Source organism: Acinetobacter sp. ANC 3832 (assembly GCF_002135415.1).
GTDB lineage: Bacteria > Pseudomonadota > Gammaproteobacteria > Pseudomonadales > Moraxellaceae > Acinetobacter.
Window position 1 is genome coordinate 18815 of record NZ_NEGJ01000023.1, and the last position, 11550, is coordinate 30364.

Here is an 11550-nt window from a genome sequence, read left to right on the forward strand (position 1 = left end):
AAATGCTCCACATTTCAAATCATGCCCCATCTGTCACGGTACCTGAGAGCTTCGATTAGTATTCAAACCCTTTGAATACAACCATCCCCTTCGGTGAGCACATTTCTTTGTTATATATCAATCTTCTCGATTAATAGTAAAATGGCTTCTCTCCAGATTTTAAAAATTATTACAGTCCTTTTGCCTGAGAGTTTCCGGGGTCGTTGCTCCTTCGGCGGATCTACAGAAGACCTCTCTCCTGCAATAATATTTAATTGTTATTATGCAATGTATATGCCATTATTTTTATAAAGTAAAGTGAAACAACAATCTTATTGTGACTTAAAGCCATATCACTCTAAAATTTTATAATTGATCCATTTACGACTCATTTTTCCAATAAAAAACTCAATAATAAGTACTTCGATCTTCTACAATCTCGTAGTTAATTCAAAAATGAGGATGCTGATCGTTAGTGTATCGATAAACATCTGAATATTCTTTATCCAAATATACAACCAGTACAAAGCTTCAATTTTCAATCAGATCATTTAAAATCCAATGCGCAATTAGATCCAATCAAAGTGTTTGAAAGATCAGAACCAACTCCACATTATTTATTGATGACTTATGGTCTTTCTGAAATTTACTACAATGAAAATAGCCATGAAAATGAAATCAGTAAATTTGGATTCGAACTCATCTTAAGAATAGATCAAATTCAAATTCTTGATTAAAACGTTAAAAAGCATCTCGATTTAATTCTAAATACTACTCAATATTTCTTCAATAAAACCAAGGATTTTAATGAGAATGACTTGATCAATTTTAATTTAGACCCTGATTTAGCAGTAAAAAATATTTTTCAAAATACGATATTTAAACGAGATCCAATTTAAAAAAAATTAGATCACCTCATAGCTCAGTCACTTTTTTCCAAATTACTAATGCTTGACGCTATCATATCGAAATACATTCAAATCATCATATTCAATTTGCGGTTTTGTACCTGAAATAATATCTGAAAGTAGTTTTGCAGAACCGCAAGACATCGTCCATCCCAATGTCCCATGCCCTGTATTGGTATATAAGTTTTTAAATTTTGTTTTACCAACAATCGGGGTTCCATCAGGTGTTGCCGGTCTTAAACCTGTCCAAAAATGTGCATCAGAAATATCACTCGCATTTGGGAATAATTGCTGTAAAACCATCAGCAAAGTATCTTCGCGACTGGTATTTAATGACCGATCAAATCCTGTCAACTCTGCCATTCCACCAACTCGAATTCGATCATCAAAGCGTGTAAGTGCTATTTTATAGCTTTCATCAAGAATGGTAGAAACAGGTGCAAGTTGTGAATCTATAATTTTAGTGGTAATTGAATAACCTTTTAATGGATAAACAGGTGCATCTATATTTAATTGTTGAAGCATTTCATGACTATAACTCCCTGTCGCCATGACATAAGCATCACCTGTCACTTTAGTATCATCCTTTAAAATGATACCTGTGATTTTATCACCATCTTGTTCAATACCTTTTATATGCGTATTAAACATAAAATGCACACCTAACTTTTCAGCAAGCTCGGATAGTTCTACTGTAAATTTTTGACAATCGCCTGTTTGATCATTAGGAAGACGTAGACCACCCACAAAATCAACAGTTGCATGCGCCAAAGCAGGCTCAGCTTGAATCACACCGCTTTTATCCAATAATTCGTAAGGAACATTTTCTTCTTTTAAAACAGCCGTATCTTTTTCAGCAGCATCTAATTGCTGCTGTTTTCTAAATAGTTGTAATGTGCCCAATTGACGTTCATCAAAATGAATCCCTGTTTCTTGACGCAGCGCATCCAAACAATCGCGGCTATATTCAGATAAGCGCACCATGCGTTCTTTATTAATCTGATAACGATTAATATTACACTCAGCAAGCATTCGTACCATCCATTGATACTGAAACATATCACCCGTGAGTTTAATCGCAAGGGGAGAATGATGTTGAAACATCCACTTAAATGCTTTTAATGGAATCCCTGGTGCTGCCCAGGGTGATGCATAACCGGGTGATATTTGTCCTGCATTCGCAAAACTTGTTTCTAAGGCTACACCTGCTTGACGATCAATCACAGTGACTTCATGCCCTGCTTGCGCTAAATAATATGCGGAAGTTGTGCCGATGACACCAGCACCCATAACAATGATATGCATATAAACTTCACCTGTAATTTTGAAGAAAAAATAGGTTTATTTATTCAATTCTTTTTACAATTTGTTGTTCTATCATCAGAAAAGAATAAGCTTTAACTTAATGTATGCTCTTCAATAAAAGCTTTCAACTCAGGATTTGTGATTTCATGTCAATGAAATCAATTAGATTAAAAGAGTGTTTTATAATTCAGTATTTATAATAGATATCAAATATTTATCATTATTCTTATATTTTAAATCGAATCAATATTAAAGAAAAAGCATTCAACCTCTTGCCTAAAACCTTTGTATTTTGCTTTAAAAAAGAAAAATAAAAAGGCTTTAGCAAAATATTTATGATTTAGCGATGGGTATGAATCGACATCACAATGCCAAAACCTGCAAGCAAAGTAATCACGGCTGTTCCACCATAACTCATTAATGGCAATGGATCACCTGTGACTGGTAAAACACCACTGACCATGCCTGAATTTACCACGACAAAAAAGAAAAATGATAAGCCTAGTGTACTTGCCAATAATCTTCCGTAGTTATGAAAACAATTTAAACCAATGATTAAACATCGAAAAATAATAGCGGCATACAGGCAAAATAAAAATAACACGCCCATGAAGCCAAATTCTTCGGCATAAGTCGACATAATAAAATCGGTATGATGTTCAGGTAAATATCCTAGATGCGATTGCGTTCCTTGCATATAGCCTTTTCCTGTCGCACCACCTGAACCAATCGCAATTTTAGACTGGATAATATTCCATCCAGCACCTAATGAATCAGACTCTGGATCAAATAAAGTTAGCATTCGCTTCTTTTGATAAGCTTGAAAAACAAACATCCAAAGTACTGGAAAGGTAATAACCAAAGCTGAAATCGCACCAATAATTAATTTCCAAGACATGCCACTTAAAAATAGTACAAAGATACCACTGACCATGACCAAAATACCCGCGCCAAGATCTGGTTGTACCGCAACGAGCATCAGCGGAATAAACATTAAGATCATAGCAATAAAGATATGAATCATTTTAGGAGGCAATGGGTGCCGAGCAAAATACCACGCCATCATTAAAGGCATGGCAAATTTCATAAATTCACTGGGCTGCATACTGCCTATTCCAGGAATCGTTAACCAACGTTTTGCGCCTAATCGCGTATCACCAATTAGAAGTACAGTAATCAACAGAGCAATAGATAGAATATAAAAATAAGGACTGATGATTTGATACACTTTTGGCGGAATTTGAGCACAAACAAAGAGTGCGATAAAACCGATACCAAAACTTGTTGCCTGCCGAAAGACCATTTGCGGATCTTGTCCAGAAGCACTATAAACCACCAAAAGACCAAGCATGGCATTAAGAATAAGAAAACCCAATAACCAGGGATCTAAATGTAGTTTCGCCCACTTTGAAGAATGAGGGTTTATACTTCGACCATCTCTTAAAGAGCGTCGCAAAAAACGATACTGCGGTGTGGGTATCATTCTAAATATCTTAAGCGCGTGAATTCGGATGTGGAATTATAATTTCAAAATGGGAATGAGAAAATATTTCAAGTGATAATTATTCTATTATTTTTATACTTTTCACACTAAAACTATATATTTTATCGTTGTGAAGCAAGAATTAACCGTGCAAGCTCTAAATCATCTGAATAGGTAATCTTTATATTGTCTGAACGTCCTTGCACTACTTTAACGATTTCACCACTATATTCTAAAGCACTTGCTTCATCTGTAATGACAACATTATCTTTTAATGCCTTTTCAATGGCTGATTTTAACTTGAATATTGTTGATATCTGAGGGGTTTGAGCTTGCCAAAGTTTGTCACGGTTTACTGTTCGATCAATCATGTCATGGGATTCTACACATTTAAGTGTATCTCGAACTTGAATTGCCAATATTGCACTGACAGAATCTTGAATGGCTGTTGCAACCAAATCATTTAAACAAGAGGAAGTCACACAAGGTCTTGCCGCATCATGCACAAGAACCCAATCATTTGGATCTACAATTTCAGATAAATACTTCAGGCCATTTAAAACTGAATCTACTCGCTCTTTACCACCTAAGCAAAAATGAGCTTTTTCTTTATTTTTTAAATTGAGTGTTTGAGCAAATGTATCTTGTTCACCTAAAGCCAAAACATAACCTGCTAAAGGTAAATCATTTAAACGATTTACCGTGTGTTCCAAAACCGTTTGGTTCTGAATCATTTGGTATTGCTTTAATGCTGTTTTAGAAAAACGACGACCTGAACCTGCCGCTGGAATAATGACCCATAGTTTATGGTTGTTCAGGTACAGGTTCGTCTGCGTATTCATTGGTTCTTAAATCTACTTTCGCATTTGGATCAATATAAATTGGTTTGTAATGGGTACTAATCGTACTCATTTGTACAAATGTTTCATGTGGCTTCACCAGACCGAGGTCTAAGCGTGCATGTTCTTCAATGGCTTCCGCACCATTTTTAAGGTCATACACTTCTGCTGCCAATATTCGATTACGTTCTTTTAGTTCACTATTAACTTCGGCTTGTTGCTGAATTTGCTGAACTAAAACTTGGTGAGGGAAATATCCTCCCTCACCAATCCAAAAGTGGTACTGGAGCACTGTGACGATAATGATCACAAGCCCCAATATCACTTTACTCGAAGTCGATTTAAATACTTCTAACATTTATTGATCATTCAAAGATTAGTTTAAACCTTTAAATTCAGCTTTACCGCGGTAAGCTGCATGAGTCAATTCTTCAATACGAAGCAATTGATTATATTTCGCTACGCGGTCAGAACGACAAAGTGAACCCGTTTTGATTTGACCCGCTGCTGTACCTACTGCAAGATCAGCAATCGTTGAATCTTCAGTTTCACCTGAACGATGTGAAATAACGGTGCTATAACCATTTGCTTTCGCAAGATAAATCGCATCTAAAGTTTCAGACAATGTACCAATTTGGTTATATTTAATTAAGATAGAGTTACCTACTTTCTCATTAATACCACGTTGTAAAATCTTAGGATTCGTTACGAATAAATCATCACCCACCAATTGGATTTTATCGCCAAGAATTGACGTTAAATAGCTCCAACCTTCCCAATCAGATTCATCTAAACCATCTTCAATTGATATAATTGGATATTGGTTTACAAGACCCGCTAAATAGTCAGAGAACTGGTTGCTTGTGAACGCTTTATTGCCTTCACCTGCAAGGATGTATTGACCATTTTTATAGAATTCTGAAGATGCACAGTCAAGCGCAAGCATAATGTCAGAGCCCGCTTTGTAACCCGTTTGACCAATCGCTTCAAGAATAACCGTGATCGCTTCTTCGTTTGAACGTAAATTCGGCGCAAAACCACCTTCATCACCTACAGCAGTGTTTAAACCTTTTTTGTTTAACACTGATTTTAGAGAATGAAAGATTTCAGCGCCTGCACGTAATGCTTCAGAGAATGAAGAAAAACCGACAGGCTCAATCATAAATTCTTGAATATCAACATTATTATCTGCATGTGAACCACCATTGATGATATTCATCATTGGAACAGGCATGGTCAATGTTTTTTGACCACGTAAATCTGCGATGTATTGGAATAATTCAGTCTTTTTCTCAACCGCAGCAGCACGTGCAGCAGCCAAAGAAACAGCTAAAGTTGCATTTGCACCTAGTTTTTCTTTATTTTCAGTACCATCAAGCGCAATCATTTTGTCATCAAGCGCTTTTTGTTCAAATACGTTTTGACCCACCAATAAATCTTTGATTGAACCATTTACGTTTTGCACTGCAGTGCGAACACCTTTACCTAAGTAACGTGATTTATCACCGTCACGAAGTTCTAAAGCTTCACGAGAACCAGTTGAAGCACCAGATGGTGCACATGCACGGCCAACTACGCCAGAGTCTAAGATTACGTCTGCTTCGATGGTTGGATTACCACGAGAGTCTAAAATTTCACGTGCACGAATGTCAACGATTTGACTCATGAACAATTCCTCAGTTGATTGAATAACGAGATGCTAAAAAGGCATCAATGAGTATCTAATTTTTTGAAACCTTTTACTAAGGTATCCAATTCTTTAAGTTGCGCTAAGAATGGCTCAAGTTGAGACATGCGAAGTGCACACGGTCCATCACATTTGGCTTTTTCAGGATCAGGATGTGCTTCTAAGAACAATCCAGCCAATCCAGTTGCCATACCTGCACGTGCAAGTGTCGTAATTTGTGCACGACGGCCACCCGCTGAATCGGCACGACCACCCGGTGTTTGCAAAGCATGTGTCACATCAAAGAAGACAGGAACATTCATTTCTTTCATGGTATCAAAACCCAACATATCAACCACAAGGTTGTTATAGCCAAATGCTGATCCACGTTCACAAAGAATCAGTTTGTCATTACCTGCTTCTAAACATTTGTTTAGGATATGACGCATTTCATGTGGTGCAAGGAATTGGGCTTTTTTGATATTGATGATGGCATTGGTCTTCGCCATTGCTTCAACAAGATCCGTCTGACGACTTAAAAAAGCAGGAAGCTGAATAATATCCGCAACTTCAGCCACGGGTGCAGCTTGATAAGGCTCATGTACGTCAGTAATGATCGGTACATTAAAATGCTTTTTAATGTCAGCTAACCATTCAAGACCTTTTTCCAAACCCGGACCGCGGAATGAATGTAAGCTTGAACGATTGGCTTTATCAAAACTTGCTTTAAAGACATAAGGAATGTCGAGACGCTTACAGATATCCACATAGGTTTCTGCAATTTCAAAAGCAAGATCTTTAGATTCTAATACGTTCATTCCGCCGAATAGTACAAATGGCAAATGATTTGCCATTTGTATATCGCCTAAACGTACAATTTCCTGTGGTTTTAATTGTGACATTTAAACTTCCTAGTTTATTTGTTCAAACCTTATTTGCTTTTTTGATGCTGATTTTTAGCTGCATCAATGAAACCTGCAAATAATGGATGCCCATCTCGAGGTGAGCTTGTAAATTCAGGATGGAATTGTACAGCAATAAACCACGGATGATTAGGAATTTCTACAGTTTCTACCAAATGTTGTACAGAAGAATAACCTGAAATTTTCATCCCTGCTTCTTCAATTGCAGGAATAAAACGATCATTCATTTCATAACGGTGACGATGGCGTTCTGTAATTTCAGCTTTGCCATACATTTCACGTGTTTTTGTGCCTTCAACCAATTCTGATTTTTGTGCACCTAAACGCATTGTTCCGCCAAGATTTGACTCTGTACTACGGTGTTGAATTTCACCACGTTCGTCTAACCATTCAGTAATTAAACCAATGAGTGGGAATTTCGTTGAACGATTAAATTCAGTAGAAGTCGCTTCAGGCATATTTGCGACATGACGTGCAAACTCAACCACAGCCAATTGCATACCCAAACAAATACCCAAGAATGGCACATTGTTTTCTCGAGCAAATTGAATGGCTTTCATTTTACCTTCAGTACCACGCTCACCAAAACCACCTGGAACTAAAATAGCATTAGCGTCTTTTAATACTTCAGCTACATCTTGACTTTCAAGCTCTTCAGCATTGACATAATCAATTTGAACTTTAACGCGATTTTTTACACCTGCATGCAACAATGCTTCATTTACAGATTTATAAGCATCTGGAAGTTCAACATATTTACCAACCATTGCAACACGTACTGTGTATTCAGGGTTAAATAATGCTTCAACTACATTATCCCAATCAGTCAAATCTGCTTCTGGCAAATTATTATAACCAAAACGTTCACAAATTAAATCATCGACATTTTGTTCATAGAATGTACGTGGAATTTCATAAATTGAACGTGCATCTTTACACACCACAACCGCACGTGCTTCCACGTTGGTAAATAGTGCAATTTTACGGGTTGTTTCTGCATCAACATCATATTCTGTACGGCAAATTAAGATGTCTGGTTGAATACCAATAGACAATAATTCTTTTACAGAATGCTGAGTTGGCTTAGTTTTAAGTTCAGCTGCAGATTTAATATAAGGAAGCAAGGTTAAATGCATCAACATGGTCCGTTTATGACCAAGCTCAACCATTAACTGACGTACAGATTCCATGAACGGGAGAGATTCAATGTCACCAACTGTGCCACCGATTTCAACGATTGCAACGTCATAACCTTCGCCTGCACGAAGAACACGTTCTTTAATATTGTCTGTAATGTGTGGAATAACTTGTACCGTACCGCCAAGATAATCACCACGGCGTTCTTTATTCAAAACGTCTTGATAAACACGTCCTGAAGTAAAGTTATTGAGTTTGGTCATTTTCGCACGACGTAAGAAACGTTCGTAATAACCCAAATCCAAATCAGTTTCAGCACCATCCTCTGTGACAAAAACTTCACCATGTTGGAACGGACTCATTGTTCCTGGATCGACATTAATGTATGGATCCATTTTTACCATGGTCACTTTTAATCCACGGGCTTCTAAAAGTGCAGCTACTGAAGCAGCTGAAATACCTTTACCTAGTGATGAAACTACACCACCAGTAACGAAAATAAAATGGGTCATTGGGTTTCTCGTACAATCGAGCCTAAATCGGCCTGCAATGTTGCGCAATTTTACTTTACCTTGTACCAAGAAAGCAAAGTCAATCCGCATCAATTCATAGAACAATAAGCAATTGGCTATTCTATCAGCATTTCCAATAAAAATTTAGCTTCAGTTGATATGATTTTTCTATATCATCTTTTTTGGTATAATCTCCTCCACGTCTTTATTAAATTTTGTTTTGAGCAGTTATGAATAAGAAACTTTTAATTTGCGGTGCAATTGCAGCTGCTTTGTTAGTTACAGCTTGTGTAAAAAAAGAAGCACCGAAGGAAGAAGAACAGGAAAAAGTTGAAACAACCACTCAACAACCTGCTCAGTTTGAAAACCTTGAAAGTACTCAGCAAGCGAAACCTTCTGATACAGCTGAAATTCCTGCGCACGTAGAAGTTGAACATCAAGAAACTAACAACACGACAACAACGATTCGTCGTGAAACTCATGAGGCTCAACCTTCTGAGCAAACACGTCCTGTTCATACAGAGACTGTAAAAGCTGAAGTTAAACCAGAAGCAACAAAACCTGCTGAACCTAAACCAGAAGCTAAGCCTGCTAAAGCTGAATCAGTAAAAGCTGAGACTCAGCAAGCTGCTGCACCTAAACCAAAACCTTCAACTGCACAATCTGAAGATGATGCTGTTGCTGCTGCCATTGCTGCTGCAACTCCAGCTTTGAAAAACTAATTTTTCAAGCAATAAAAAACCAGTCATTGTGACTGGTTTTTTATTGCTTGTTTTAAATAGATATTCCACTTAAATCATTTTTACTCATTAAATTTTTATTCAATTGTCTTTTTAGGCTTTTTATTGTCAATCAAGGACGATCTTATCCTACCAGCTTGAAATTCGTTGACAATAATTACCTACACCTTTAATTTCACCATCAAGTTCCTTTTTAGAACTTATAAAAATAAGGTGAAAAAAATGACATCAACATTGAGTAACTCACGTATAGCTGCTTCGTTTCCTGTGCGTCGTATGGATTATAAATTTGAAAATATGCCTCGCTATTGGTGTAATAATGATTCAGCTTTTACACATTATTTTACTGCGTTATCCACATTATTTCCTGAAGGTGAATCTTACTTTGTACGCTCAGTCCGCGCTTTAAGACACAGAGCCAAGATCAATTCCAAATTAGATCGTGAAATTAGTTCATTCATTGGACAAGAAGCAATGCATTCTAAAGAACATCATGCATTTCATGTCAGCGCGCAAGAACATGGATTAGATCCTGAGTCACTTGAAAAAGTAACAGGGCTTATTTTAAAGGGTGTTGAAAAAGTATTTAGTAAGAAGTGGAATTTATTGGTCACTGTAGGTTTGGAACACTATACTGCGGTTTTAGTCGTCACGATGATGGATTGGACAAATGAAATTTTATTATTTATTTAACTCAATCACTTGTTTTATTTTTTTAAAATTTTAGGCATAAAATAGGCGTAAATAACGTCCATATTTTGTCGAATTTTACTGTACTATTATTTTAATTCCAACTACTTATTTATTGATCAATATTATATCATTTAGCTTATTCCCTCTTAACTCTACACCTAGACTTGATCATTTCAAACGATATTTTTGCTTCGGACTTTTCCGCTCATCAGGAATGGTATGTTTGATCAGACCAGTTTCTATTGATTTTTGCACAAGGTGATCCTACCCGTACATATTTACTCGCCCTTAATGCAATACTGACGCTGGCAGTATAACCACCATGTGAGCCCTGATGCTTTGTCGTTCCATACCATTTACTCTGTGGAATACGACCTTGAATTTTTTTATCAGGTAATGCTATTAAATTTTCTGAACTTTCTACATCAAATCCTGGGCAAATCTCTTTTGCTTCATCTGCAACTTCTTTTGGAATTATATTATGGACTTGCATTTTAGAAGGCAAAGTTTGCTTTAATGTCTTTTCCCAAACTTTACCGTGGGGTGTTGAAGCAGTTAAACCTAAGACATCAACCCATGTAATTGGATTCGGTGACTAAGCATAAATATTACTTCCACCTGATAACTTTATTGGGTCACGACTTATAAACCTCCCCACATACGGTGAATAGTATCTGTAACGATTATAATGCAATCCTGTCTCTTGGTCGAAATACTGCCCTTGAAAACGGCTGATATTGCTTATAATTTCTGAGCTTTCAAAGATGCTTAAATTTCAAAGCTTTCTATTAAAGATAAAAAACTTTTCTTTTCAGAAATAATTTTTGTTACATCCAAATTCCTTTTTACTAAAGAGACATATAATGCTAATGAATAAGCTTGGCAATTTATGGATTTTTTAGGATTAAATTCAATATCAGTAAAAGCATCGCATAGTAAAACTTGTTTTTTAAGCCGGCTATTTTTATCTAAAGCTTTCAGATAAATCCAATCATAAAATGCAGTTTTAGGTTCCAGTCCCCAATTTACACTATCACATTCGAATGAAATTAATGTTCCTGAAGTTCTAAGCCTTTCATGATCCTAGACAGTATTGTGGATGGTCGATCCCTCTAAATTCTTAAAATATTTCTGTTCAAAGGCTTCAGGACTTAACCAGCCGTTTGCAGAATTCCTTCTGATTCTATTGTAGTAAATTTCAATATATTCAAACAAGACAGCATTGGCTTCTTTTCGAGTGGCAAATACACTGCCATGTACAACATGACCTTTCAATGTATGAAAGAAGCTTTCGGTAACCGCATTATCCCAACAGTTTCCCTTACGTGACATACTTTGAACACAGCCATTCATCAATAATAGCAC

At 36.5% G+C, this 11550-nt stretch carries 11 protein-coding genes, 3 pseudogenes and 1 riboswitch; of the genes and pseudogenes, 3 read left to right on the forward strand and 11 right to left on the reverse strand.

Going from position 1 to position 11550, the window contains the following annotated elements; genetic code table 11:
- Positions 1–162: 162 nt before the first annotated feature.
- Positions 163–251, reverse strand: a riboswitch (glycine riboswitch).
- Between the two features lie 312 nt (positions 252–563).
- Complete coding sequence (locus B9T35_RS18485; RefSeq protein ID WP_171264321.1) at positions 564–716, forward strand: suppressor of fused domain protein; 153 nt, start codon at positions 564–566, stop codon at positions 714–716.
- A gap of 207 nt (positions 717–923) precedes the next feature.
- On the opposite strand, the gene B9T35_RS17565 is transcribed toward B9T35_RS18485, so the two are convergent.
- The 7 genes from B9T35_RS17565 to B9T35_RS17595 all read right to left on the reverse strand — a co-directional run bounded on the left by B9T35_RS17565 (position 924) and on the right by B9T35_RS17595 (position 8752).
- Complete coding sequence (locus B9T35_RS17565; protein ID WP_086192505.1) at positions 924–2192, reverse strand: D-amino acid dehydrogenase; 1269 nt, start codon at positions 2190–2192, stop codon at positions 924–926.
- A gap of 340 nt (positions 2193–2532) precedes the next feature.
- Positions 2533–3675, reverse strand: coding sequence for a rod shape-determining protein RodA (gene rodA, locus B9T35_RS17570; protein ID WP_086192507.1), 1143 nt, complete (start codon positions 3673–3675; stop codon positions 2533–2535).
- A gap of 122 nt (positions 3676–3797) precedes the next feature.
- Positions 3798–4517, reverse strand: a complete 720-nt coding sequence (gene ispD, locus B9T35_RS17575) for a 2-C-methyl-D-erythritol 4-phosphate cytidylyltransferase (protein ID WP_086192509.1) — start codon at positions 4515–4517, stop codon at positions 3798–3800.
- Entirely contained in the window at positions 4480–4872 is a 393-nt protein-coding gene (locus B9T35_RS17580) for a septum formation initiator family protein (RefSeq protein WP_086192511.1), read from the reverse strand. The genes ispD and B9T35_RS17580 overlap by 38 nt, the downstream gene beginning before the upstream one ends.
- Before the next feature lie 18 nt (positions 4873–4890).
- On the reverse strand, positions 4891–6180 hold the full coding sequence (gene eno / locus B9T35_RS17585) for a phosphopyruvate hydratase (RefSeq protein ID WP_086192512.1): 1290 nt from the start codon (positions 6178–6180) through the stop codon (positions 4891–4893).
- Between the two features lie 44 nt (positions 6181–6224).
- Positions 6225–7082: a 3-deoxy-8-phosphooctulonate synthase gene (gene kdsA / locus B9T35_RS17590; RefSeq protein ID WP_086192514.1), complete on the reverse strand. Its 858-nt coding sequence runs from the start codon at positions 7080–7082 to the stop codon at positions 6225–6227.
- A gap of 29 nt (positions 7083–7111) precedes the next feature.
- A complete protein-coding gene (locus B9T35_RS17595) occupies positions 7112–8752 on the reverse strand; it encodes a CTP synthase (RefSeq protein WP_086192515.1) in 1641 nt (546 codons plus the stop codon).
- A 230-nt stretch (positions 8753–8982) separates the two neighbouring features.
- On the opposite strand from B9T35_RS17595, the gene B9T35_RS17600 reads away from it, so the two are divergent.
- Positions 8983–9474 carry an internalin gene (locus B9T35_RS17600; protein WP_086192517.1) on the forward strand — a complete coding sequence of 164 codons (492 nt, stop codon included), beginning with the start codon at positions 8983–8985 and terminating at the stop codon, positions 9472–9474.
- A 240-nt stretch (positions 9475–9714) separates the two neighbouring features.
- Positions 9715–10173, forward strand: a pseudogene (locus B9T35_RS17605) (metal-dependent hydrolase); the annotation flags it as partial.
- 180 nt (positions 10174–10353) lie between these two features.
- Here the strand turns inward: B9T35_RS17605 and B9T35_RS18890 are convergent.
- The 4 genes and pseudogenes from B9T35_RS18890 to B9T35_RS17620 all read right to left on the reverse strand — a co-directional run.
- Positions 10354–10428: a Fic family protein gene (locus tag B9T35_RS18890; RefSeq protein ID WP_416202463.1), complete on the reverse strand. Its 75-nt coding sequence runs from the start codon at positions 10426–10428 to the stop codon at positions 10354–10356.
- Positions 10394–10954: pseudogene (locus tag B9T35_RS18895) on the reverse strand (RHS repeat-associated core domain-containing protein); the annotation flags it as partial. The pseudogene B9T35_RS18895 and the gene B9T35_RS18890, both read right to left, overlap by 35 nt.
- Positions 10954–11253 (reverse strand): annotated as a pseudogene (locus tag B9T35_RS18900) (DarT1-associated NADAR antitoxin family protein); the annotation flags it as partial. The pseudogenes B9T35_RS18900 and B9T35_RS18895, both read right to left, overlap by 1 nt.
- Before the next feature lie 15 nt (positions 11254–11268).
- A partial coding sequence (locus B9T35_RS17620) for an IS3 family transposase (protein WP_139842052.1) occupies positions 11269–11550 on the reverse strand: 282 nt, incomplete at its 5' end.

Coding starts and splice junctions, on each gene's coding strand:
- B9T35_RS17565 (WP_086192505.1), bottom strand. CDS start 2,192: ATGCATATCATTGTTATGGGTGCTGGTGTCATCGGCACAACTTCCGCA.
- rodA (WP_086192507.1), bottom strand. CDS start 3,675: ATGATACCCACACCGCAGTATCGTTTTTTGCGACGCTCTTTAAGAGAT.
- ispD (WP_086192509.1), bottom strand. CDS start 4,517: ATGAATACGCAGACGAACCTGTACCTGAACAACCATAAACTATGGGTC.
- B9T35_RS17580 (WP_086192511.1), bottom strand. CDS start 4,872: ATGTTAGAAGTATTTAAATCGACTTCGAGTAAAGTGATATTGGGGCTT.
- eno (WP_086192512.1), bottom strand. CDS start 6,180: ATGAGTCAAATCGTTGACATTCGTGCACGTGAAATTTTAGACTCTCGT.
- kdsA (WP_086192514.1), bottom strand. CDS start 7,082: ATGTCACAATTAAAACCACAGGAAATTGTACGTTTAGGCGATATACAA.
- B9T35_RS17595 (WP_086192515.1), bottom strand. CDS start 8,752: ATGACCCATTTTATTTTCGTTACTGGTGGTGTAGTTTCATCACTAGGT.
- B9T35_RS17600 (WP_086192517.1), top strand. CDS start 8,983: ATGAATAAGAAACTTTTAATTTGCGGTGCAATTGCAGCTGCTTTGTTA.